This window comes from Streptomyces coeruleoprunus (genome assembly GCF_039542925.1).
GTDB classification, from domain to species: Bacteria; Actinomycetota; Actinomycetes; order Streptomycetales; family Streptomycetaceae; genus Streptomyces; species Streptomyces coeruleoprunus.
The window spans coordinates 2,331,612-2,353,923 of sequence record NZ_BAABIT010000001.1; the positions used below are offsets into that span (position 1 = coordinate 2,331,612).

At 71.7% G+C, this 22,312-nt stretch carries 21 protein-coding genes; 11 read left to right on the forward strand and 10 right to left on the reverse strand.

Going from position 1 to position 22,312, the window contains the following annotated elements; all coding sequences use genetic code 11:
• Positions 1–167: 167 nt before the first annotated feature.
• The 5 genes from ABEB09_RS09830 to ABEB09_RS09850 all read left to right on the forward strand — a co-directional run bounded on the left by ABEB09_RS09830 (position 168) and on the right by ABEB09_RS09850 (position 7,183).
• Positions 168–830, forward strand: coding sequence for a spermidine synthase family protein (locus ABEB09_RS09830; protein WP_345689173.1), 663 nt, complete (start codon positions 168–170; stop codon positions 828–830).
• Between the two features lie 90 nt (positions 831–920).
• The gene (locus tag ABEB09_RS09835; protein ID WP_345689180.1) at positions 921–1,658 is read left to right on the forward strand and encodes a response regulator transcription factor; all 738 of its coding nucleotides are present in this window, start codon (positions 921–923) and stop codon (positions 1,656–1,658) included.
• A 59-nt stretch (positions 1,659–1,717) separates the two neighbouring features.
• The gene (locus tag ABEB09_RS09840) at positions 1,718–2,782 is read left to right on the forward strand and encodes a HAMP domain-containing sensor histidine kinase (RefSeq protein WP_345693890.1); all 1,065 of its coding nucleotides are present in this window, start codon (positions 1,718–1,720) and stop codon (positions 2,780–2,782) included.
• Between the two features lie 289 nt (positions 2,783–3,071).
• Positions 3,072–6,911: a multifunctional oxoglutarate decarboxylase/oxoglutarate dehydrogenase thiamine pyrophosphate-binding subunit/dihydrolipoyllysine-residue succinyltransferase subunit gene (locus ABEB09_RS09845; protein WP_345689182.1), complete on the forward strand. Its 3,840-nt coding sequence runs from the start codon at positions 3,072–3,074 to the stop codon at positions 6,909–6,911.
• Between the two features lie 92 nt (positions 6,912–7,003).
• Positions 7,004–7,183 carry a DUF6104 family protein gene (locus ABEB09_RS09850; RefSeq protein ID WP_003992906.1) on the forward strand — a complete coding sequence of 60 codons (180 nt, stop codon included), beginning with the start codon at positions 7,004–7,006 and terminating at the stop codon, positions 7,181–7,183.
• Positions 7,184–7,234: 51 nt separating this feature from the next.
• On the opposite strand, the gene ABEB09_RS09855 is transcribed toward ABEB09_RS09850, so the two are convergent.
• Positions 7,235–8,074 (reverse strand): hypothetical protein, encoded by an 840-nt coding sequence (locus ABEB09_RS09855; RefSeq protein WP_345689184.1) that lies wholly within the window; start codon positions 8,072–8,074, stop codon positions 7,235–7,237.
• A gap of 123 nt (positions 8,075–8,197) precedes the next feature.
• Here ABEB09_RS09855 and ABEB09_RS09860 point away from each other — a divergent pair, with 123 nt between their 5' ends.
• Both ABEB09_RS09860 and ABEB09_RS09865 read left to right on the forward strand, forming a co-directional pair.
• On the forward strand, positions 8,198–9,049 hold the full coding sequence (locus tag ABEB09_RS09860) for a DUF4097 family beta strand repeat-containing protein (protein WP_345689186.1): 852 nt from the start codon (positions 8,198–8,200) through the stop codon (positions 9,047–9,049).
• Position 9,050: 1 nt separating this feature from the next.
• A complete protein-coding gene (locus ABEB09_RS09865) occupies positions 9,051–10,022 on the forward strand; it encodes a PadR family transcriptional regulator (RefSeq protein WP_345689188.1) in 972 nt (323 codons plus the stop codon).
• 61 nt (positions 10,023–10,083) lie between these two features.
• On the opposite strand, the gene ABEB09_RS09870 is transcribed toward ABEB09_RS09865, so the two are convergent.
• From ABEB09_RS09870 to ABEB09_RS09900, 7 genes are all read right to left on the reverse strand, one after another.
• Entirely contained in the window at positions 10,084–10,647 is a 564-nt protein-coding gene (locus ABEB09_RS09870; RefSeq protein ID WP_345689190.1) for a Clp protease N-terminal domain-containing protein, read from the reverse strand.
• Positions 10,647–10,856, reverse strand: coding sequence for a helix-turn-helix domain-containing protein (locus tag ABEB09_RS09875; RefSeq protein ID WP_077796561.1), 210 nt, complete (start codon positions 10,854–10,856; stop codon positions 10,647–10,649). Before ABEB09_RS09875 ends, ABEB09_RS09870 begins: the two co-directional genes overlap by 1 nt.
• Positions 10,857–10,888: 32 nt before the next feature.
• Complete coding sequence (locus tag ABEB09_RS09880) at positions 10,889–12,283, reverse strand: glycoside hydrolase family 5 protein (RefSeq protein WP_345689193.1); 1,395 nt, start codon at positions 12,281–12,283, stop codon at positions 10,889–10,891.
• 81 nt (positions 12,284–12,364) lie between these two features.
• Positions 12,365–13,330, reverse strand: a complete 966-nt coding sequence (locus ABEB09_RS09885; RefSeq protein ID WP_345689195.1) for a zinc-binding dehydrogenase — start codon at positions 13,328–13,330, stop codon at positions 12,365–12,367.
• Between the two features lie 127 nt (positions 13,331–13,457).
• Entirely contained in the window at positions 13,458–15,014 is a 1,557-nt protein-coding gene (locus ABEB09_RS09890; RefSeq protein WP_345689197.1) for an alkaline phosphatase D family protein, read from the reverse strand.
• The gene (locus ABEB09_RS09895; protein ID WP_345689199.1) at positions 15,011–15,601 is read right to left on the reverse strand and encodes a phosphoesterase; all 591 of its coding nucleotides are present in this window, start codon (positions 15,599–15,601) and stop codon (positions 15,011–15,013) included. Before ABEB09_RS09895 ends, ABEB09_RS09890 begins: the two co-directional genes overlap by 4 nt.
• 216 nt (positions 15,602–15,817) lie before the next feature.
• Positions 15,818–17,044, reverse strand: coding sequence for an NAD(P)-dependent malic enzyme (locus ABEB09_RS09900; RefSeq protein WP_345689201.1), 1,227 nt, complete (start codon positions 17,042–17,044; stop codon positions 15,818–15,820).
• Positions 17,045–17,717: 673 nt separating this feature from the next.
• Here ABEB09_RS09900 and ABEB09_RS09905 point away from each other — a divergent pair.
• The 3 genes from ABEB09_RS09905 to ABEB09_RS09915 are packed head-to-tail and all read left to right on the forward strand — an operon-like array spanning position 17,718 to position 20,440.
• Positions 17,718–18,698, forward strand: a complete 981-nt coding sequence (locus ABEB09_RS09905; RefSeq protein WP_345689203.1) for an ABC transporter substrate-binding protein — start codon at positions 17,718–17,720, stop codon at positions 18,696–18,698.
• Between the two features lie 48 nt (positions 18,699–18,746).
• The gene (locus ABEB09_RS09910; RefSeq protein ID WP_345693891.1) at positions 18,747–19,682 is read left to right on the forward strand and encodes an amino acid ABC transporter permease; all 936 of its coding nucleotides are present in this window, start codon (positions 18,747–18,749) and stop codon (positions 19,680–19,682) included.
• Entirely contained in the window at positions 19,679–20,440 is a 762-nt protein-coding gene (locus tag ABEB09_RS09915) for an amino acid ABC transporter ATP-binding protein (protein WP_345689205.1), read from the forward strand. The genes ABEB09_RS09910 and ABEB09_RS09915 overlap by 4 nt, the downstream gene beginning before the upstream one ends.
• 64 nt (positions 20,441–20,504) lie before the next feature.
• On the opposite strand, the gene ABEB09_RS09920 is transcribed toward ABEB09_RS09915, so the two are convergent.
• Positions 20,505–21,266, reverse strand: a complete 762-nt coding sequence (locus ABEB09_RS09920; RefSeq protein WP_345689207.1) for a class I SAM-dependent methyltransferase — start codon at positions 21,264–21,266, stop codon at positions 20,505–20,507.
• An 84-nt stretch (positions 21,267–21,350) separates the two neighbouring features.
• Between ABEB09_RS09920 and ABEB09_RS09925 the strand changes: the two genes are divergently transcribed.
• On the forward strand, positions 21,351–21,980 hold the full coding sequence (locus ABEB09_RS09925; RefSeq protein WP_345689209.1) for a CGNR zinc finger domain-containing protein: 630 nt from the start codon (positions 21,351–21,353) through the stop codon (positions 21,978–21,980).
• On the opposite strand, the gene sodX is transcribed toward ABEB09_RS09925, so the two are convergent.
• The gene (gene sodX / locus ABEB09_RS09930; protein ID WP_345689211.1) at positions 21,884–22,309 is read right to left on the reverse strand and encodes a nickel-type superoxide dismutase maturation protease; all 426 of its coding nucleotides are present in this window, start codon (positions 22,307–22,309) and stop codon (positions 21,884–21,886) included. The genes ABEB09_RS09925 and sodX overlap by 97 nt on opposite strands.
• Positions 22,310–22,312 lie beyond the last annotated feature (3 nt).

Sequence of the window (22,312 nt, forward strand, 5' to 3'; positions counted from 1 at the left end):
GCGGCTCCCTGCGCACGGCGAGGCCCTTTCGTATCGGCCCCCCGGCACGCTCCGGCGCGACCCCCCGATCCGCCGCACCCCACCCAACGCGATCACCGGCGCCCCGTCCATGACTCAGATCACAAGCGGCACAGGTCACTTGTGCCCGTTCACCTAAGGTGGTGGACATGCCTGTGACGCTCGACCGACGTGAAGGCCCGTACGGCGAAGTGGTGCTCCGGCAGCGCGAGGACCACTTCGAGATCATCGCGAACGGCACGTTCCTCATGGACACCTCCGACGGCCGCTCCGAGCGGCTGCTCGTCGACGCCGCGCTGCGCGCGCTGGGCGGCACCCGGCCCTCCCCCGCCGTGCTCATCGGCGGCCTGGGCGTCGGCTTCTCGCTCGCCCACGCCGCCGCCGACCCCGCGTGGGGCCGGATCGCCGTCGTCGAGCGCGAGGAGGCCATCATCGACTGGCACCGTACCGGGCCGCTCGCCGCCATCTCGGGTACGGCGCTCGGCGACCCGCGGACCGTGCTCGTCCACGACGACCTGGTGACGTACCTGCGGACCACGCCCGACACGTACGACGCGCTGTGTCTCGACATCGACAACGGCCCGGACTGGACGGTCACCCAGGACAACGACTCGCTGTACGCGCCGTCCGGCCTCGCGGCCTGCGCGGCGCGGCTGAACGCGGGCGGCGTCCTGGCCGTCTGGTCCGCCCGACCCTCCACCGATTTCGAAGAGTCCTTGCGGAATGCCGGATTCACCGGGGTAAGAACCGAAGAGGTGCCGGTTGCCCGGGGCGTACCGGACGTCGTCCACCTCGGTGTTCGACCCGCGTAGCCTCGACACGGTCACTGCCTTTATGTTGTTGACCCTACGTACCGAACGCACGGATCTACACGCTCGCGCAGGACGCGACAGGGGCGGGGCATGGAGCACGCACACACCAGCCACACCGGCAACGCGGTCACGCCGGGTACCCAGCGCCGGGTCCTGGTCGTCGAGGACGACACGACCATCGTCGAGGCCATCTCCGCCCGGCTCAGAGCCGAGGGCTTCCTGGTGCAGACGGCGACGGACGGGCCCGCGGCGGTGGACGCCGCCGAGGCGTGGCAGCCGGACCTGATGGTCCTGGACGTCATGCTGCCGGGCTTCGACGGCCTGGAGGTCTGCCGCCGGGTCCAGGCCCAGCGCCCGGTCCCGGTCCTGATGCTGACCGCCCGGGACGACGAGACCGACATGCTGGTCGGTCTCGGCGTCGGCGCCGACGACTACATGACCAAGCCGTTCTCGATGCGGGAGCTGGCCGCCCGCGTCCACGTCCTGCTGCGCCGCGTGGAGCGCGCCGCGCTGGCCGCGGTGACGCCGCGCAGCGGCATCCTGCGCCTGGGCGAGCTGGAGATCGACCACGCCCAGCGCCGGGTCCGCGTCAAGAGCGACGACGTGCACCTGACGCCGACCGAGTTCGACCTGCTGGTCTGCCTGGCCAACACGCCGCGCGCGGTCCTCTCCCGCGAGCAGCTGCTCGCCGAGGTGTGGGACTGGGCGGACGCCTCCGGCACGCGGACGGTGGACAGCCACATCAAGGCGCTGCGCCGGAAGATCGGCGCCGAGCGCATCCGTACGGTGCACGGCGTCGGGTACGCGCTGGAGACCCCGGCCCCGTGACCGGGAGCCCGAGCCGCAGCGGAAGCCGGGAGCGGCGACCGCCGGGACTCCGGTCCCGGCTGCGCTCGGTCAACATCTCGATCAAGACCAAGCTGGGCACGCTGGTCGTGGTGTCGGTCTTCATCACGACCGGCCTGCTGCTGGTGGCGCTGCGCACGGAGACCGAGCTGCGGTTCATCACCGTGTTCTCGGTGATCGCCACGCTGCTGATCACCCAGTTCGTGGCGCACGGGCTGACCGCGCCGCTGGACGAGATGAACACGGTCGCCAAGGGCATCTCGCACGGCGACTACACCCGGCGGGTGCGCGGCGCGGACCGCCGGGACGAGCTGGGCGACCTGGCCTCGACGATCAACCGCATGGCGGACGACCTGGAGGCCGTGGACCAGCACCGCAAGGAGCTGGTCGCGAACGTGTCGCACGAGCTGCGCACCCCCATCGCGGCGCTGCGGGCGGTGCTGGAGAACGTCGTGGACGGCGTCTCCGCGGCCGATCCGGAGACGATGCGCACGGCGCTGCAGCAGACGGAGCGGCTGGGCCGGCTGGTGGAGACCCTGCTCGATCTGTCACGGCTCGACAACGGTGTCGTACCGCTCAAGTCACGGCGCTTCGAGGTGTGGCCGTACCTGTCGGGCGTGCTGAAGGAGGCCAATCTGGCCGCCTCGCAGCGGGCCCTCGCCTCCGGCTCGGGCGGGCACCACACCCGTACGGACGTGCATCTGCACCTGGACGTGTCGCCGCCCGAGCTGACCGCGCACGCGGACGCGGAGCGGCTGCACCAGGTGGTCGCGAACCTGATCGACAACGCCGTGAAGCACTCCCCGCCGCACGGCCGCGTCACGGTGCGGGCCCGGCGCGGCCCGTACCCGGAGTCGCTGGACCTGGAAGTGGTGGACGAGGGTCCCGGCATCCCGGAGTCGGAGCGGCACAAGGTCTTCGAGCGGTTCAACCGGGGCAGCGTCGCCTCGCCGCACGGCCCGGGCAGCGACGGCGGTACGGGCCTGGGCCTGGCCATCGCCCGCTGGGCGGTGGACCTGCACGGTGGCCGTATCGGCGTGGCCGAATCGGCGCGGGGCTGCCGGATCCTGGTCACCCTGCCGGGGATCCCCCCGCAGCGCGGTTGACGTAGGGTTCGAACCCGGATCGCTTCCGGCCCGTGTAGATGTGCGGGAAGGGCGGCGAGCCGGTCAGGGGTGCGGTCCGAGAGCGGTCGCAGCCCGGCCGAGTGCTACCCGGTCACAGCCGGTCATCGCTGAACCACGCTTGTTTCCCGCCATTTCTTCCCGCGAAACCCGCCGTTCGGTGTGATGTACGCGACGATGGCTCGCCCGGCCTGCACCTGCCGCCGGGAGAGGCGTAGCCTTTATTTCCGCTGTCCATCACCTTGTGAAGCGGAAGAGGGCGGTTGCCGCCGTGTCGTCTCAGTCCCCCAGTAACTCGAGCATCTCGACCGACCCAGACGGCCAGGGTGTGAACCCTGCGGCCGCCTTCGGTGCCAATGAGTGGCTCGTCGACGAGATCTACCAGCAGTACCTCCAGGACCCGAATTCGGTCGACCGTGCCTGGTGGGACTTCTTCGCCGACTACAAGCCGGGCGCGTCCGGCTCGGCGGACAAGTCCGCCGGCGAGGGTCCCGCGGCCTCGGGGGCTGCGGGCACCGTGACGCAGCCGGCCCCGGCAGAGGCACCCGCACAGGCCCCTGCCGCCCCGGCGCAGCCCGCGCCCGCCGCCCAGGCCCCCGCCGCTCCGGCGCAGCCCGCCGCCGCTCCGGCCGCTCCGGCCCCGGCGGCTCCGGCCCCGGCTCCGGCTCAGGCCGCTCCGGCCGCCAAGCCGGCCGCTCCGAAGCCCGCCGCCAAGCCCGCCCCGGCCGCGGAGGCGCTCGCCGGTCCGGAGTTCGTGACGCTGCGCGGCCCGGCCGGCGCCGTCGCGAAGAACATGGACGCCTCGCTGGAGATGCCGACGGCCACCTCGGTCCGCGCCGTCCCGGTGAAGCTGCTGTTCGACAACCGCATCGTCATCAACAACCACCTGAAGCGCGCCCGCGGCGGGAAGATCTCCTTCACGCACATCATCGGGTACGCGATGGTGCAGGCCATCAAGGCCATGCCCTCCATGAACTGGTCGTACCAGGTCAAGGACGGCAAGCCCACCATGGTGAAGCCGGAGCACGTGAACCTCGGCCTCGCCATCGACCTGGTGAAGCCGAACGGCGACCGCCAGCTCGTCGTCGCGGCCATCAAGAAGGCCGAGACGCTGAACTTCTTCGAGTTCTGGCAGGCCTACGAGGACATCGTCCGCCGCGCCCGCGCCAACAAGCTGACGATGGACGACTTCACGGGCGTCACCGTCTCGCTGACCAACCCCGGCGGCCTCGGCACCGTCCACTCCGTGCCGCGTCTGATGCCCGGACAGTCGGTCATCATGGGCGTCGGCTCCATGGACTACCCGGCCGAGTTCCAGGGCACCTCGCAGGACACCCTGAACAAGCTGGGCGTCTCCAAGGTGATGACCCTCACCTCGACGTACGACCACCGCGTCATCCAGGGTGCGGCGTCCGGCGAGTTCCTGCGGATCGTCGCCAACCTGCTCCTCGGCGAGGACGGCTTCTACGACGACGTCTTCAAGTCGCTGCGCATCCCCTACGAGCCGGTCCGCTGGCTCAAGGACATCGACGCCTCGCACGACGACGACGTCACCAAGGCCGCGCGCGTCTTCGAGCTGATCCACTCCTACCGGGTCCGCGGCCACGTCATGGCCGACACCGACCCGCTGGAGTACCGCCAGCGCAAGCACCCCGACCTGGACATCACCGAGCACGGCCTCACCCTGTGGGACCTGGAGCGCGAGTTCGCGGTCGGCGGCTTCGGCGGCAAGTCGATGATGAAGCTGCGCGACATCCTCGGCGTCCTGCGCGACTCGTACTGCCGCACCACCGGCATCGAGTTCATGCACATCCAGGACCCGAAGCAGCGCAAGTGGATCCAGGACCGCGTCGAGCGCCCGCACACCAAGCCGGAGCGCGAGGAGCAGCTGCGGATCCTGCGCCGCCTGAACGCCGCGGAGGCGTTCGAGACGTTCCTGCAGACCAAGTACGTCGGCCAGAAGCGGTTCAGCCTGGAGGGCGGCGAGTCCGTCATCCCGCTGCTGGACGCGGTCATCGACTCGGCGGCCGAGTCCCGCCTCGACGAGGTCATCATCGGCATGGCCCACCGCGGCCGGCTGAACGTCCTGGCGAACATCGTCGGCAAGTCGTACGCGCAGATCTTCCGCGAGTTCGAGGGCAACCTCGACCCGAAGTCGATGCACGGCTCCGGCGACGTGAAGTACCACCTGGGCGCCGAGGGGACCTTCACCGGCCTCGACGGCGAGCAGATCAAGGTCAGCCTGGTCGCCAACCCGTCGCACCTGGAGGCCGTCGACCCGGTCCTCGAGGGTGTCGTGCGCGCCAAGCAGGACATCATCGGCAAGGCCGGCACGGACTTCACGGTCCTGCCCGTCGCCCTGCACGGTGACGCGGCCTTCGCCGGCCAGGGTGTCGTCGCCGAGACGCTGAACATGTCGCAGCTGCGCGGCTACCGCACCGGCGGCACGGTCCACATCGTCATCAACAACCAGGTCGGCTTCACGGCGGCGCCCGAGTCGTCCCGCTCCTCGATGTACGCCACGGACGTGGCCCGCATGATCGAGGCGCCGATCTTCCACGTGAACGGCGACGACCCGGAGGCGTGCGTCCGCGTGGCGCGCCTGGCCTTCGAGTTCCGCCAGACGTTCAACAAGGACGTCGTGATCGACCTCATCTGCTACCGCCGCCGCGGTCACAACGAGGGCGACAACCCGCAGTTCACCAACCCGGCGATGGTGTCGCTGATCGACAAGAAGCGCTCGGTGCGCAAGCTGTACACCGAGTCGCTGATCGGCCGCGGCGACATCACCCTCGAAGAGGCGGAGCAGGCGCTCCAGGACTTCCAGGGCCAGCTGGAGAAGGTGTTCACGGAGGTCCGCGAGGCCACCTCGCAGCCGGCCGAGGGCCACGGGCAGGACCCGCAGGCCGGGTTCCCGGCGGCCGACGTCGAGACGGCCATCTCGCAGGAGGTCGTCAAGCGGATCGCCGAGTCCCAGGTCAGCATCCCCGACCACGTCACGGTGCACCCGCGTCTGCTGCCGCAGCTGCAGCGCCGCGCCGCGTCGATCGAGGACGGCACGATCGACTGGGGCATGGGCGAGACCCTCGCCATCGGCTCGCTGCTGATGGAGGGCGTCCCGGTCCGCCTCGCCGGCCAGGACTCCCGCCGCGGCACGTTCGGCCAGCGCCACGCGGTGCTGGTGGACCAGGAGACCAACGAGGACTACACCCCGCTGCTCTACCTGTCCGACGACCAGGCGCGGTACAACGTCTACGACTCGCTGCTCTCCGAGTACGCGGCGATGGGCTTCGAGTACGGCTACTCGCTGGCCCGCCCCGACGCGCTCGTCCTGTGGGAGGCCCAGTTCGGTGACTTCGTCAACGGCGCGCAGACCGTCGTCGACGAGTTCATCTCCTCGGCCGAGCAGAAGTGGGGCCAGACCTCCGGCGTCACGCTGCTGCTGCCGCACGGCTACGAGGGCCAGGGCCCGGACCACTCGTCCGCGCGCCCGGAGCGCTTCCTCCAGATGTGCGCCCAGAACAACATGACGGTCGCCATGCCGACGCTGCCGTCGAACTACTTCCACCTCCTGCGGTGGCAGGTGCACAACCCGCACCACAAGCCGCTGGTCGTCTTCACGCCGAAGTCGATGCTGCGCCTCAAGGCCGCCGCGTCGAAGGCGGAGGAGTTCACCACGGGCCGGTTCCGCCCGGTCATCGGCGACGCCTCGGCCGACCCGGCCGCGGTCCGCAAGGTCGTGTTCTGCGCGGGCAAGGTCTACTACGACCTGGAGGCCGAGCGGCAGAAGCGCGGCGTCACGGACACGGCGATCATCCGCCTCGAGCGCCTCTACCCGCTGCCGGGTGCGGAGCTCCAGGCCGAGATCGCCAAGTACCCGAACGCCGAGAAGTACATCTGGGCCCAGGAGGAGCCGGCGAACCAGGGTGCGTGGCCGTTCATCGCGCTGAACCTGATCGACCACCTGGACCTGGCGGTCGGCGCCGACATCCCGCAGGGCGAGCGCCTGCGCCGTATCTCGCGGCCGCACAGCTCCTCGCCGGCGGTCGGCTCGGCCAAGCGCCACCAGGCGGAGCAGATCCAGCTGGTCAACGAGGTCTTCGAGGCCTGACCGGCGACCGACGGGCGGAGGGCCCGGCACCCATCGGGTGCCGGGCCCTCCGGCGTTCCGGGGTGCCCGGACGGCCGACTAACCTGGTGGTCATGTACTTCACGGACCGTGGCATCGAGGAGCTGGAGAAGCGGCGCGGCGAGGAGGAGGTCACCTTCGAGTGGCTCGCCGAGCAGCTGAGGACCTTTGTCGACCTGAACCCGGACTTCGAGGTTCCGGTCGAGCGGCTGGCGACCTGGCTGGCCCGGCTCGACGACGAGGACGACGAGTAGTCACGGACGACGAATAGTGACGGGCGGCGCGTCGTCACAGGCGACGCGTGGTCATCCGGCCGGCGGGGCGCTCCGCGGGGGTGTGTGGCCGCGTAGGCGGTCGTACGCCAGGCCGAAGGCGCCCTGGGCGATGAGCAGCGCCCCCGCCGTGGCCCAGCCGGAGCTGCGGGTGCGGCGCAGCAGCGCCCAGACCAGGATCGGGACGCCCACGGCGAGCTGGGCGGTGGCGAGTCTGCGGGCGCGCGGGCCGCGCAGCCAGGTGCCCAGGTGTCCGGCTTCCACGACGTCGAGTTCGGCGCGTACGGCGTCACGCCAGCCGTGGCCCTCGATCTCCTCGGCGCCGGCCACGGCATGGGCGGCCTCCCGCAGGCGGGTGGCGGCTTCGCCGGGCTGGGCGCCGGGCGGAAGGGCAAGGCCCAGCCGGGCGAGCACCGCGGTGAGCGCGAGGAGGCGGGCCCGGGCGTCGGCGTCCTTGTCGGGCCGGGTGAGGGGCTGGAGGTCCTGGACGTCGAGGACCGGGTCGAGGCCCAGCCGGTCGGCGAACGTGAGCATCGCCTCGTCCTCGCCGACGGGCGTGCCGTCGGTCAGCCAGGTGTAGCCGACGGGCCTGCGGAAGCCGGACGCGAGCGTGTAGCCCGCCCGGTCAGCGTCCCACCACAGCGCGAGGACCGGCCAGGGCGCTCCCACGGCGAGGGCGGTGGCCCACCCGGCGGCGACCCGGTCGACGGGTTCGCGGGCGTCCAGCCACGGCCGGCCCTCGGGGACGAGGACGCTCCAGCCGTCTCCCGCGGGGGCGAGCAGCACCAGCTCGCGCAGCAGGTGGGCCGGGGCCGCGACGGCGTCCGGATCGGCCCGGCAGAGCAGCAGCGCACCCGTGGATGTCGCGTTCATGCGCCCTACGCTAGGGCAATTTGCCCTGGTTCGGCGCGCTTGACTTGCGGCTTCCGCGATATATCGTGTGAGGCGAGAAGACGCGATATGTTGCGTCGACGCCGTGCCGAGGAGGGCAGTGCCATGCCGCAGTGGTCCGTCACCGAGCCGAGGAAACTCACCTTCGACGACCCCGTCACGGCGCTGTGCGTCCGCGTCGTCAACGGCACGGTCAACGTCGTGGGCACGGAGGAGGGCCCGGCGCGGCTGGAGGTCTCCGAGCTGCACGGGCCGCCGCTGACGGTCACCCAGGAGGGCGGCACGCTCACCGTGGCCTACGAGGACCTGTCGAAGAAGGGCCTCCTGGGCCGGCTGCTCCCCGCGAGCCGGCAGCGCAGCGCCGTCGTCTCGGTCGCCGTACCGGCCGGCGCCGCTGTCCAGGTGGGCGTGGTCGGCGCGGGCGCCGTGGTCTCCGGGATCCGGGGGCGTACGGACGTGCGGGGCGTCTCCGGCGACTCGGCGCTCGTACGGCTGTCGGGGCCGGTCCGCGCCGAGACCGTCTCGGGGAACGTGGAGGCACAGGCGGTGACCGGGGAGCTGCGCTTCCAGTCGGTGTCCGGCGACCTGACCGTCGTCGACGGCTCCGGGGCGTCCGTGCGGGCCGATTCGGTCAGCGGGGACATGGTCGTGGACGTGGACCAGGCGGGGGCGCCCACGGACATCCGGCTCACCACGGTCTCCGGGGAGGTCGCGATCCGGCTGCCGCGCCGCACGGACGCGCAGGTCGAGGCCAATACGACGAGCGGTACGGTGGCGAACGCCTTCGACGACCTGCGGGTCGGCGGCCAGTGGGGCGCCAAGCGGCTCACCGGCACGCTCGGCGCGGGCACGGGCGCGCTCAGGGCGACGACCGTGTCCGGCGCGATCTCGCTGCTGCGCCGCCCCGAGGACGCCGAGGCCCCCGTCGCCGACGCCCCCGCCGGAAAGGTGCTCTGACATGCCCCCCGTGTTCGCCCACGGCCGTCTTCGGCTGTACCTGCTGAAGCTGCTCGACGAGGCGCCGCGCCACGGCTACGAGGTGATCCGGCTGCTGGAGGAGCGCTTCCAGGGGCTGTACGCGCCGTCGGCCGGCACGGTCTACCCGAGGCTGGCGAAGCTGGAGGCCGAGGGCCTGGTCACGCACGCCACGGAGGGCGGGCGGAAGGTCTACTCGATCACGGACGCCGGGCGGGCGGAGCTGGCGGGGCGCGGCGACGAGCTGGCCGACCTGGAGGTGGAGATCCGCGAGTCGGTCTCCGAGCTGGCCGCCGAGATCCGCGACGACGTGCGGGGCGCGGCGGGCAGGCTGCGCAGCGAGATGCGGGCGGCGGCGAGCGAGACGCGCGGCGCCAAGCGGGGCGGCGGCGATGACTGGGAGGCGTGGCGCAGCGCGAAGGAGGAGCTGCGGCGGGCCAAGCAGGAGTGGAAGGAGCAGACGCGGCGGGCGAAGGACGAGTCGCGCCGGGCCCGCGAGGAGGCCCGTGACGCGCGCCTCCAGGCCAAGGAGGCCCAGGAGCGGGCCCGTCTGGAGATGCAGCGGATCGCCCAGCAGGTGCAGGAGCACATCGCGCAGGGCGACTGGCCGTCGGGGGTGCGGGACGGCCTGTCGGATCTGACGGGCCGCCTGGGCGGGCTGTTCGGCGGGGGTTCCGCAGCGGGCCCCGGTGCGGGCTCCGGTACGGCTCCCTCGACGCCCTGGCCGCCGTACGTGAAGCCCGATCCGGCCCGTACGTCGGAGTGGGCCCGCGAGGAGGGGACGAGCGGTGACCCGGTCCGCGACCTGGAGCGGCTGCTCGACCGGTTCCGGGACGACATCCGGGACGCGGCCCGCGACCACGGCGTCTCGGAGCCGCAGCTGGCCGAGGCCCGCCGCCATCTGTCGACGGCGGCCGCCCACATCACCGGCCTGTTGCGCGGCAAGGAGGACTGAGGGCGCCTGACCGGACCGGACCGTGCCGGGCCCGCACCGGCGGGGCCCGGCACGGAGCGGGTCAGCCGGCCTTGGAGGCCGGGGTGAACAGGGCCTGTTCCAGTGCGCCGTACGTCGCCCCGTGGTCGGCCAGGACGTCGGCGACGACGCCGGGGCGGGCCGCGAGCGCGAGCAGCAGATGGGCGTCGCCGATCTCGCGGTCGCGCCGGCCCAGCGCGATGCGCAGGGACTTCTCCAGCACGTCCTTGGCCGGGCGGCTGAACGTCGGACGACTGCCCGACCACCAGCGCCGGTCCTTCCGGTCGCCCGCGAGGGCGCCCTCGCCGTGGGTGGCCTCGACGCGGGAGACGATCTCCGTCACGTCGATACCGAGACCGGCCAGGGCGTCGGAGTCGGCCCGGGTCAGGCCGCCGCGCCGCCGCGCCTCCGCGAGGGCGGCCTCCACCGAGGCGCGCCGGGCGCGGATCCCGAGGGCCGCGAAGGCGGAGGACGACGGGGTGCCCTCCAGGTCGAGGAGGGACAGCAGCAGGTGCTCCTCGGTGACGGTGCCGGAGCCCGCCCGTTCCGCCTGGGTGACGGCGCCGGTGACGACGGCTTTCGCCGCGCGCGTGAACCGCTCGAACATCAATGCCTCCCGTACTTCTTGTGCACGGCCTGCCTGCTGACGCCCAGCTCGGTCGCGATCTCCTGCCACGACCAGCCCTGGTGACGGGCGCTTCGGACCTGCACGGCCTCCAGTTGCTCCAGCAGCCGCCGCAGCGCGGCGACGGCCCGCAGGCCGACCCGGGGGTCGCGGTCGCCCGCGCGTGCGGCGAGATCGGTTGCCTCACTCATACTGTCAATCTAGGTTGACACCCGCCGTCGCGTCAACCCTGGTTGACGAGAACGGTGACCGTCGCCCCCGGCACGGCATGGATCCGGACCCGCGCCGCCTCGCCGGGCGGCACCACGCGCGTCCGCGGCCAGGCACGGCCTTCGACCCGTATCCGCCAGCCCCGCGCCCGCGGCGGCAGCGACAGCTCCGTGGCCCCGAGGCCGCGCCCGGCGTCGTACGTCAGCCGGTACGAGTCCGGGGCATGGTGCTGCTCCCGTACCGCGCCCGCCACCGCCGCCGCGTACGGGGCGGCCGTGCGCTCCTTGTTCGTACGGAAGCGGCCCTGAGCGTCGAGTGCGCAGTACCCGCCCCCGTAGCACCACACATAGCCGGCCCACCCGGAGCTGTAGCGGTTCAGCGAGGCCAGCGCGTCCTCGTAGAAGCGGCCCATGTTGGGCAGCCCGTTGTTCAGCGGGCCCCACTCCCCCACCACCACCGGGACCTTGTACGTCTTCGGGTACGCGACGACGGCCGCCTCGTAGGCCTCGATCCACCCGGCGTCCGGGTCGTAGTCCCGGCCCGCCTCCATGGCCGCGTTGTAGAAGTGCGGGGCGTAGACGACCTTGGGGTCCTTGATCTTCCCCAGCCCGGTCGGCACGCCCTCGCCCACGATCGGCGTCGGCTCCACGAACAGCCAGCTGTCGCGGTCCACCGACCGCACCGCCGCCGCCAGCCTGCCGTACATCGGCGTCAGCTGCTCGGCCTCGATCCTGCGGGCCGCCGCCGGCAGGTCCTCGCCCTCCCGCAGCTCCCCCATCGGCTCGTTGATGAGGTCGTAGCCCAGCACGGCGGGATGGCCGGCGAAGCGGGCGGCGAGCACCCTCCACATCGCGGCCTGCGCGCGCCGCAGGTCCGCGTCCTCGTAGAGGTGCGTGAACGCCCGCTGCACGGCGGGCTCGAAGTACTCGGCGAACCAGTCGTCCGGGTGCGGCCGGAACGGCAGCCCGTCGGTGCGGGTCGCCCAGGCGGGGACGCCCCGGTGCCCGAAGGCCGGGCCGAAGACGTCCTGGTGGGCGTCGATGACGACGTGGACGCCGTACTTCTCCGCCCAGTCCAGGACCCGCTCGATCTTCCGCAGGTAGGCCTCGCTGTAGTGGCCGCGCCGGGGCTCCAGGTCGTCCCAGAAGACCAGCAGACGGGCGGTGTTGAAGCCGTGCGCGCGCAGGTCGCGGAAGTGTCGCTCGGTGATGGCGGAGAGGGCGGCGTCACCGCGGTTGGTCTTGTCCTCGACGTTCCAGCCGCGCAGGGTGAGCACGCGGCCGCGGTCGTCGGTGAGCGGCGGGATGCCCGGGGCGGCGGCCGGGACAGGGGCCGCGGCGGAGGCCGTGGGCAGCGGGCCCACGGCGAGGAGTACGGAGAGTGCGACGGCGCTGACGGTGGTACGCATGAGACCTCCGGCATGGCGTGGCGTGTCGTACGCGATGCCGGAGATCCCATCAGCGGATCTGACGATCCATCAAGAGTCGGGTCACGAGGTCGTCAGGACGATCTTCCCGAAAAGGTCGCCCGACGCCATCTTCTCGAAGCCCTCCCGCGCCCGGTCCAGCGGCAGCACCTCGTCGATCACCGGCCGCACCCCGGTCGCCGCGCAGAACGACAGCAGGTCCTCCAGCTCGTCCTTCGAGCCCATGGTCGAGCCGACGACCTTCAGCTCCAGGAAGAAGATCCGGGTCAGCTCCGCGTGCGAGGGCCGGTCACCGCTCGTCGCACCCGAGATGACCAGCGTGCCGCCGGGGCGCAGGGACTTGACCGAGTGGGACCAGGTGGCCGCGCCGACCGTCTCGATGACCGCGTCGACGCGCTGCGGCAGCCGCGCGCCAGGCTCGAACGCGTCGAGGGCGCCCAGCTCGACGGCCCGCTTCCGCTTGGCCTCGTCACGGCTCGTCGCGTACACGCGCAGCCCGGCGGCCTTCCCCAGGACGATCGCGGCGGTCGCGACGCCCCCGCCCGCGCCCTGGACGAGCACGGAGTCGCCCGGGCGCACGCCGGCGTTGGTGAAGAGCATCCGGTACGCGGTGAGCCAGGCGGTCGGCAGGCAGGCGGCCTCCTCGAAGCTCAGCTCCTTCGGCTTGGGCAGCACGTTCCAGGCGGGGACGGCGACGCGCTCGGCGAAGGTGCCCTGGTAGCGCTCGGTGAGGATGCTGCGCGGCTCGCGCGGGCCGACGCCGTGGCCGGTCTGGCCGATGACCGAGTGGATGACGACCTCGTTGCCGTCCTCGTCCAGGCCGGCCGCGTCGCAGCCGAGGATCATGGGCAGCTTGTCCTCACCGAGCCCGACCCCGCGCAGGGACCAGAGGTCGTGGTGGTTGAGGGAGGCGGCCTTGACGGTGACGGTGGTCCAGCCGGGGCGTACCTCGGGCTCCGGGCGTTCGCCCAATTCGAGGCCGCTGAGCGGCTGGTCGCGGTCGATGCGGGCGGCGTAGGCAGCGAACATGGCCCCGACCCTAGGGCGCCACCGGTGCGTGGCGGAACCACGCACCGGTGTGACGCGCATCCCGTACGTCACGCCCGACGCGTCGGTCACGTCGGGCACGTCGGTCGCGGCCGTCGCGTCCCTCGCCTCAGTCGCGGCGCCACTGGGCCGGGGAGCCCTTGGTCGCCGGGTCCTCGTAGGAGCCGGCCCGGCCCCGGTCCACGTGGAAGGTGGTGAGGGTGGTGACGGGCGAGGCGGGGTCCCGGCGGTCGGCGATGACGCGCATGTGCGTGCTGAACCGTTCCGGCGTCACCTCGTACACGTCGTAGCCGTACCGGTTGCCCTCGAAGTACTTCAGGTGCGGGTTGGCCCGGCCCATCAGCGGGCCGTTGGTGGCGTTCCAGTCGGCGGAGTAGGCCGACGAGGACACCGAGTGGGCGGTGAACTCCGTGCCGATGACCGGCGACGACGTGTCGTCGAAGTCGGGGCGGATGTCGTCGACGAACGCGGAGTGCCAGTCGCCGGTGATGACGACCAGGTCCTCCAGGCCGCTGCTGTGGACGTGGGTCAGGACCTCCTTGCGTTCGGCGAGGAAGCCGTCCCACTGGTCGGTGAACATGTACGAGCCGCCGGGCCGGCCGCGCAGCTGGCTCAGCATGATGGAGTTCGCCCACACGTGCCACGCGTCGGGTGCCTGGCTGATGCCCTGCTTCAGCCACGCCTTCTGCTCGGCGCCCAGGATGGTGCCGTCCGCCAGGTTCTGCGCGGAGCGGTGCGAGCGCAGGTCCAGGACGGTCAGCTCCAGCAGGTCGCCCCAGGTGCGGCGGCGGTGGATGACCGGGTCGGGGAGGGCCGACGTGAGCGGGCCGCCGTCGCGGTGCGGCATGTGCTCGTACCAGGCCTGGTACGCGGCCGCGCGGCGCTGGAGGAAGGGCGCGCCACCGCCCGTACCGCTGTAGTCGTTGACGACCTCGTGGTCGTCCCAGGTGAGGAACCACGGGTGGGCGGCGTGCGCCTCGCGCAGGGACGGGTCGCCCTTGTAGAGGGCGTGGCGCTTGCGGTAGTCGCCGACCGTGCGGGGGTCGGGGGCGTTGTGGTCGCGCAGGGAGCTGCCGGTGGGGCCGCCCTCGTAGATGTAGTCGCCGAGGTGGACGACGAAGTCGAGGTCCTCGCGGGCGATGCCGCGGTGGGCGGCGTAGTGGCCGGAGGGGAAGTGCTGGCAGTTGGCGGAGGCGAACCGGACGCGCGGTACGGGGCCGAGGGGCGCGGTCCTGGTGCGGCCGGTGCGGCTGGTCGCGCCGAGCGCGGTGAAGGCGTACCAGTAGGGGCGGCCGGGCGTGAGGCCGTGGACGGGCACGTGGACGCTGTGGCCGAGGGTGGCGGACGCGGGGTACGTGCCGCGGGCGACGACCCGGGACAGCGCGCTGTCCTCGGCGACGACCCAGCCGACCTCCACGATCTCCGGCAGCCGCTGCTCCTCGGCGAACGGCTCGGGCGCAAGCCGGGTCCACAGCACCACGCTCGTCGGCTGCGGGTCGCCGGAGCCGACGCCGAGGGTGAAGGGCGCGGCGTCGTACGTGGCGCCCAGCGCCTCGGCGGCCTCGCGGGCCTGCGCGGGCGACAGGCCGGCGCTGAGCGGCCAGGCGAGGTTGAGCGCTCCGGCGGCTCCGGCGGCCTTGAGCAGGTCACGGCGGTTGAGGGTCATGCGGCACCTCCGGCCGTGGTCGGCGTGGCGGTCAGGACGAGGGAGACGGCGTCGGCGTAGCCGTCGTTGGAGGTGCCGCTTCCGGTACGGGTCAGGGAGAGCAGCACGCGGGCCGTGCGGGCGCCGGGCGGCACCGCGGCCACCGCCTCCCGGCGGACCAGGCCGGTACGGCTCTTGCGCTCGGCCGCGGTGACGGGCCCGAGCACGGACAGCGCGAGCGGCGTGCCGCGGCTGTCGCGGAACTCCACGGACAGCCGGGCGCCGTCCTCCTGGGCGGCGTAGCCGCCGAGCCAGGCGGTGGCGGTGTAGCGCACCCGGCCGGCGTCGATCGCGGCGTGGCCGGTGGTGCCGTCGGCGGGCAGGGCGATGTCCTGGAGCAGTGCGGTGCGGGGGCTGTTGCCGCCGGAGAAGAAGCGGCTGCCGCGGGGCGTGGGGCCGGGGTCCGATGCGGTCGGGTAGCCGCCGCCGTAGCTGTAGGCGATGAGGGCGGGGGCGCCCTGGAGGACCTGCCAGCCGGTCACGGTGGTGACGGGCTCGGGTGCCCCTCCGGGCCCGCTCTCGGCGTCTCCGTTGACGACCAGATTCACTCGCGCCTCCTGTGGTGGGTGTCGGCGCGCGGCATCACAGCAGCCCGGCGTGAACACCGGGAGGAGAAACGCCGAACACCACACGACCGGTCCAAGCACTGGCGGAAAGAGTCCAAGCGACTGGCCGCGGCGGAAGGGCCGGCGCGGCCCCCGGAACGCGAAACGGGCCGCGCCGCACCCCGCGAGAGGTGCTGCGCGGCCCGTTCGGCCGATGGTTCAGCGGCGGGCGACGCCCTCCGCGCGGGCCGCCGCGGCCACGGCGGCGGTGACCGCCGGGGCGACCCGCTCGTCGAACGGCGACGGGATCACGTAGTCGGCGGCCAGCTGGTCACCGACGACGTCCGCGAGCGCGTTCGCCGCGGCGATCTTCATGCCCTCGGTGATGCGGGAGGCCCGCACCTGGAGGGCGCCGGCGAAGATGCCGGGGAAGGCGAGCACGTTGTTGATCTGGTTCGGGAAGTCCGACCGGCCGGTGGCCACGACCGCCGCGTACTTGTGCGCGACGTCCGGGTGGACCTCCGGGTTCGGGTTGGCCATGGCGAACACGAACGCGCCCGGCGCCATGGAGGCGACGGCCGCCTCCGGCACCGTACCGCCGGAGACGCCGATGAAGACGTCGGCGCCGGCGAGGGCGGACTCCAGGGAGCCGGAGAGGCCGGCCTTGTTCGTGATCTCCGCCAGCTCGCGCTTGACCGGCGTGAGGTCCTCGCGGTCGCGGCTGACGATGCCCTTGCGGTCGGCGACGGCCACGTCACCGAGGCCGGCCTCCAGCAGGAACTTGGCGATGGCGACACCGGCCGCGCCGGCGCCGGAGATCACGGCGCGCAGGTCGCCGAGACCCCGGTCGGTCAGCTTCGCCGCGTTGCGCAGGGCGGCGAGGGTGACGATGGCCGTGCCGTGCTGGTCGTCGTGGAAGACCGGGATGTCCAGTCGCTCCTGGAGCCGGCGCTCGATCTCGAAGCACCGGGGCGCCGAGATGTCCTCCAGGTTCACGCCGCCGAACGAGGGCGCGAGACGGACGACCGTCTCCACGATCTCGTCGGTGTCGGTCGTGGCGAGTGCGATGGGCACCGCGTCCACGCCGCCGAACTGCTTGAACAGGATGGCCTTGCCCTCCATCACGGGGAGGGAGGCCTCCGGGCCGATGTCACCGAGGCCGAGGACCGCGGTGCCGTCCGTGACGACGGCGACGACCTGCGACTTCCAGGTGTAGTCGTGCACGAGCTCCGGCTGCTCGGCGATGGCGCTGCACACCTTGGCGACGCCGGGGGTGTACGCGAGGGACAGGTCGTCCTTGTCGCGCACCGGAACGGTGGCCTGCACGGCCATCTTGCCGCCCCTGTGGAGGGCGAATGCCGGATCGAAGGGCTCGTCGTGAGAAGCGTTCGGCGTACCGCTGTCGGTATCGCTGTCGCTGTGAGGGTTGACGATCTCCGCTGCCATGTGGGTTGACCCCTTAAGTCTTCATCATTTGAGGGTGGCCACTCCTGGTTGAGGAGGGGTGGGCTGGCACCGTGTCCGTGCCCTGCGCGTGGCGGATGGGCCCGCCCTCGCAGGGGTTGGTACGGACGCGCGGGCGCGCCGCACAACGCGCCCTGAGCCCCGGATGAGGGGTGTAAGGATCCTTCTTACCGGATGGAGGGCCCTACCGACGAGTCAGTTTCCGGTGAGACGCCTCGCTCCGGACTCGGGAACGGCTCGTCAGCGGCTGGGGGCACCCCGGCCCGGCCGCGCTGGACAGGATCTGCCGCGACCGGGTGACTTCCGGCGACACTTCCGGCTATTCGCCCCGGACCGGACCGCGACGCGGTGACATGACTCATAGGCGAATGTCTGGACAAGTCGCCGTGAGCCCGGATTGCAGACTCCATGACGTCCACATGACGAGATCAACCGGAGATTTTCCGGCCGGGAGGCAAAGTTCCCGCAGAAGGTTCGGCCTTGATGGACCGGGTTGTTGAGGTTCGGGGGTCACCCGTTATCCGATTTTGACATGCGGAGCCCCTTGTTCGAGGTGGTCCGAATGGCAAGATGCCGTAATCACACGAGGTCGCGACACCCGAAGGTGCGTGCCCGACCCATTGGTATTCCTTTCACCCGCCGGAGGAACCCGACCATGACCGCAAGCACCACCCGCCGCTCGACCGCCGCGCAGACCGGGACGCGCCGGACGTCCAAGGCCGCCGCGGTCGCTGCGATCGCGGTCGCCGGCTCCCTGCTGCTCACCTCCTGCGGTGACCAGACCGAGTCCGGCAAGAAGGACAAGGACTCCGGAGCCGTGAAGAGCAGCGCTCCGCTGTTCTCCAAGCTGCCCGCGGACATCCAGAAGGCCGGCGTCATCAAGGTCGGCACCGACGCCACCTACGCCCCGATGGAGTTCAAGCAGGGCAACGACATCGTCGGCGTCGACCCCGACATCGCCAAGGCCCTCAGCAAGCAGCTCGGTGTCGAGTTCGAATTCACGAGCGGCACCTTCGACACGCTGCTGGGCGCCCTGCCGACCGGCCGCTACAACGTGATCATGTCCTCGATGTCCGACACGAAGGCCCGCCAGGAGGGCCTGGACGACAAGGGCAAGAAGACCGGCACCGGTGTCGACTTCGTCGACTACTTCACCGCCAGCACCGGCATCCTGGTGAAGAAGGGCAACCCGCAGGGCATCAAGAGCCTCGACGACCTGTGCGGCAAGAAAATCGCCGTGCAGCGCGGCACGACGTACGAGACGGCCGCCAAGGAGCTGGCCGCCAAGTGCGAGAAGGACGGCAAGGGCAAGCTCACCGTCGAGTCCTTCCCGACCGACGCCGAGGCCCAGACCCGTGTGAAGTCCGGCGGCGCCGTCGCCGACCTGAACGACTCGCCGGTCGCCGCGTACATCGCCAAGACGGCGGGCGGCGGCAACGACTTCGAGGCCATCGCCAACAAGTCGGACGCCGGCTACTTCGGCATCGCCGTGGACAAGAAGAACACCCAGCTGCGCGACGCCATCAAGGAGGCCCTGGACGCGATCATCGCGGACGGCACCTACAAGGCGGCGCTCGACAAGTGGGGCGCCGGCGACGGCGCGATCACCAAGGCAGTGATCAACGGCGGCTCCTGACCCACGTACCACTGAAGGGCAGTCGTCGTGAGCGACAAGAACAACAAACTGGAGAAGACCGCGTCCGGGGACGGGGCAGCCGCCCCCGACGTGATCCCGCCCGAGGCCATCCGGGCCATCCCGGTGCGCCACTACGGGCGCTGGATCAGCGGTGCCGTCGTGGTCTTCTTCCTGGTGGCCCTGGCGTACGCCTTCTCGCAGGGTGACGTCCGCTGGGCCACCGTGCCGGAGAAGCTGTTCGACACGAGCATCCTCACCGGTCTGTGGCACACCATCCTCATCAGCGTCGTGTCGATGCTGCTGGGCCTGGTGCTCGGTGTGGTCTTCGCCGTGATGCGGCTCTCCCGGAACCCGGTGACCAGCGCCATCGCCTGGCTGTACATCTGGATCTTCCGCGGCACGCCGGTCTATGTGCAGCTCCTGATCTGGTTCAACCTCGCCCTGATCTTCCCGATCTTCAACATCGGGTTCTACAAGGACGAGATGACCGACGTCATGACCCCCTTCCTGGCCGCCCTGCTGGGTCTCGGCCTCAACGAGGGCGCGTACATGGCGGAGATCGTCCGGGCCGGCATCCAGTCGGTCGACGAGGGCCAGACCGAGGCCTCGCACGCGCTCGGCATGACGCAGGCGCAGACGATGCGCCGCGTGATCCTCCCGCAGTCGATGCGGGTGATCATCCCGCCGACCGGGAACGAGTTCATCAACATGCTGAAGACCTCGTCGCTGGTCGTCGCGGTCCAGTACCAGGACCTGCTGCGCAGTGCGCAGGACATCGCGGCGACCTCGTTCGCGGTCATGGAGATGTTCTTCGTGGCGTCGATCTGGTACCTGGCCCTGACGTCGGTGTTCAGCGTCGGCCAGTACTACCTGGAGCGCCGCTTCGCCCGGGGCTCGCTGCGGACCCTGCCGCCGACCCCCTGGCAGAAGATCAAGAAGAACCTGTCCCTGCTGTCCAGCCGCCCGGCGGGAGGTACCGCATGACCGCCATGGTGAAGGCCGAGGGCGTCCACAAGTCCTACGGCGCCGCGCACATCCTCAAGGGCATCGACCTGGAGGTCGCGCCGCGCGAGGTGTTCTGCCTCGTCGGCCCGTCCGGCTCCGGCAAGTCGACCTTCCTCCGGTGCATCAACCACCTGGAGAAGATCAACGCCGGCCGGCTGTACGTCGACGGCGAGCTGGTCGGCTACCGCCAGAAGGGCGACAAGCTGTACGAGCTGCGGGACAGCGAGGTCGCGCTCCAGCGCCGGGACATCGGCATGGTCTTCCAGCGCTTCAACCTGTTCCCGCACATGACGGCCGTCGAGAACGTCATGGAGGCGCCGGTCCAGGTCAAGCGCGAGTCCAAGGCGGTGGCCCGGGAGCGGGCGCTGAAGCTGCTGGACCGCGTGGGCCTGAAGGAGCGGGCGAACCACTACCCGTCGCAGCTCTCCGGCGGCCAGCAGCAGCGCGTGGCGATCGCCCGCGCGCTGGCGATGGAGCCGAAGCTGATGCTGTTCGACGAGCCGACGTCGGCGCTCGACCCGGAGCTGGTGGGTGACGTCCTGGACGTCATGCGCGACCTGGCCGAGTCGGGCATGACGATGGTCGTCGTCACGCACGAGATGGGCTTCGCCCGCGAGGTCGGCGACTCGCTGGTCTTCATGGACGGCGGTGTGGTGGTCGAGTCGGGCCACCCGCGCGACGTCCTGACCAACCCGCAGCACGAGCGCACGAAGGCGTTCCTGTCGAAGGTGCTCTGACCGGCACGAAGGGGCGGTACGGAAGGCTCCGTACCGCCCCTTCGGCGTGGGCTGGTGCGGTGGCTCAGCGCAGGGCGAGCACCAGCGTGTCGCTGGGCGAGGCCCAGACGGGGCGGGCCTCGGTGAAGCCGGCCGCGCGCAGGGTGCGGGCGTGCCAGTCGGCCGAGGGCGTGTCGCCGTCCGCGTGCTCGCCGTAGAGGACGAACCGCTCGGCGGTGGGTCCGGCGAGGACCGGGTCCTTGGCGGCCAGGGCCCACCACTCGGCCCAGTCGAGGGCGCCGTCGGCCCGGGCGCGGTCCATGGCGGCGTGGCGGTGGGCGCGTTCGGCGGCGTTGATGCGGGGCGTCGACTCGTCCCTCATGTGGTCGGCGTTCATCAGGACGCCGCCCTCCCGGACGAGTCCGGCGAGCTGCCCGTAGAGCGCGGTCAGCGGCTCCTCGTGCAGCCAGTGGAGGGCCGTGGCGGTGAGGACGGCGTCGTACGTGTCGTACGGCAGGCTCCGCACCCACGCGGGGTCCTTCAGGTCCGCCCGGACGAACCGGACACGGTCGTCGCCGGCGAAGTACCCTTCGGCGATGGTGAGGAGGGCGGGGTCGAGGTCGACCCCGGTGCTCGTGGCGTCGGGGAACCGGGCGAGCAGCCGGGCCGTGATACTCCCTGTACCGCATGCGAGATCGAGCACCCGGGGGGCGGTTCCGACGCACGCTTCGACCATGTCCAGCATGACGCGGAACCGTTCCTCCCGGTCGGGCATGTACCACTCCTGCTGCCGGTCCCAGCTGTCCTGCCAGGCCCGCCAGTCGGTGGTCGCGGTGACTTCGGCCATGACGTCCTCCGTAATACCCTCAGCCGCTGCTCATCTCTTACGCTTGACCTGTCGAACCCTAGACCGTCCCGGTAAGGACTACAAGTGGAACTGGCCTATTACTCGGATTACGCCGTGCGACTGGTGAACACCGAGGAGCCGGCGCGTGACAAGGACTCCCTCACCTCGGTGGAGGCGGTCCGTGACCTGTTCGGCGCCATGTCGCAGCTGGCGCGACGGGTGACCGACGCGGACGTGACACGGTTCCGGTCCGTACGGGCCCGGCTGCGGGCGGTCTTCACCGCGGCCGACGGGGGCGATCAGGCACGGGCGGTGGACCTGCTGAACTCGCTGCTCCTGGAGTTCCCGGTGAGCCCGCAGATCTCCGGCCACGACCAGCTGGACGACGAGGGCCGGCCGCGCTGGCACATGCACCTGGCCGAGCACCCGTCCAACGCGACCGCGGGGTACGCCGCGATCGCCGCCATGGGCCTGGCCTTCCACCTCACCGAGTTCGGCGCCGACCGGCTCGGCCTGTGCCAGGCGGCGCCCTGCCGCAACGCCTACCTGGACACGTCGACCAACCGCTCCCGCCGCTACTGCTCGGACCGGTGCGCCACCCGCGCGAACGTGGCCGCCTACCGGGCCCGCAAGCGCCTGGAGAGCGACCGGTCGGCGAGCACGGGCCGCACCGCGGAGAGCAGCCAGGTGACCACCACACCGACGGACCGCTGACGCCCGGGCCGCAGCCGCCGGTAGCGCGCCCGCACCCGCCCCAGCACCAGCCCGTCCGGTACGACGCCGAAGGCGCGGCTGTCGACCACCTCGGCCCCCGGGTTGTCGCCCAGCACCCACCAGCCGCCGTCGCGCCGCTCGGCCAGCCGCTTGACGATCAGCAGGTCCTGCTGGAGCGGGTGGCGCAGCACGGCCACGTCACCGGGGCGCAGGCACGCCCCGTAGTGGACCAGCAGCTGATCGCCGTGACGGAGGGTCGGCACCATGGACGGCCCCGTCACCTCGGCGACCCCGAAGGGCAGCACCGGCCCGCGCCCCTGCTCCGTCATCCG

Coding starts and splice junctions, on each gene's coding strand:
- ABEB09_RS09835 (WP_345689180.1), top strand. CDS start 921: ATGGAGCACGCACACACCAGCCACACCGGCAACGCGGTCACGCCGGGT.
- ABEB09_RS09915 (WP_345689205.1), top strand. CDS start 19,679: ATGACCGCCATGGTGAAGGCCGAGGGCGTCCACAAGTCCTACGGCGCC.
- ABEB09_RS09900 (WP_345689201.1), bottom strand. CDS start 17,044: ATGGCAGCGGAGATCGTCAACCCTCACAGCGACAGCGATACCGACAGC.
- ABEB09_RS09905 (WP_345689203.1), top strand. CDS start 17,718: ATGACCGCAAGCACCACCCGCCGCTCGACCGCCGCGCAGACCGGGACG.
- ABEB09_RS09880 (WP_345689193.1), bottom strand. CDS start 12,283: ATGCGTACCACCGTCAGCGCCGTCGCACTCTCCGTACTCCTCGCCGTG.
- ABEB09_RS09850 (WP_003992906.1), top strand. CDS start 7,004: ATGTACTTCACGGACCGTGGCATCGAGGAGCTGGAGAAGCGGCGCGGC.
- ABEB09_RS09875 (WP_077796561.1), bottom strand. CDS start 10,856: ATGAGTGAGGCAACCGATCTCGCCGCACGCGCGGGCGACCGCGACCCC.
- ABEB09_RS09885 (WP_345689195.1), bottom strand. CDS start 13,330: ATGTTCGCTGCCTACGCCGCCCGCATCGACCGCGACCAGCCGCTCAGC.
- ABEB09_RS09865 (WP_345689188.1), top strand. CDS start 9,051: ATGCCCCCCGTGTTCGCCCACGGCCGTCTTCGGCTGTACCTGCTGAAG.
- ABEB09_RS09870 (WP_345689190.1), bottom strand. CDS start 10,647: ATGTTCGAGCGGTTCACGCGCGCGGCGAAAGCCGTCGTCACCGGCGCC.
- sodX (WP_345689211.1), bottom strand. CDS start 22,309: ATGACGGAGCAGGGGCGCGGGCCGGTGCTGCCCTTCGGGGTCGCCGAG.
- ABEB09_RS09890 (WP_345689197.1), bottom strand. CDS start 15,014: ATGACCCTCAACCGCCGTGACCTGCTCAAGGCCGCCGGAGCCGCCGGA.
- ABEB09_RS09920 (WP_345689207.1), bottom strand. CDS start 21,266: ATGGCCGAAGTCACCGCGACCACCGACTGGCGGGCCTGGCAGGACAGC.
- ABEB09_RS09830 (WP_345689173.1), top strand. CDS start 168: ATGCCTGTGACGCTCGACCGACGTGAAGGCCCGTACGGCGAAGTGGTG.
- ABEB09_RS09855 (WP_345689184.1), bottom strand. CDS start 8,074: ATGAACGCGACATCCACGGGTGCGCTGCTGCTCTGCCGGGCCGATCCG.
- ABEB09_RS09860 (WP_345689186.1), top strand. CDS start 8,198: ATGCCGCAGTGGTCCGTCACCGAGCCGAGGAAACTCACCTTCGACGAC.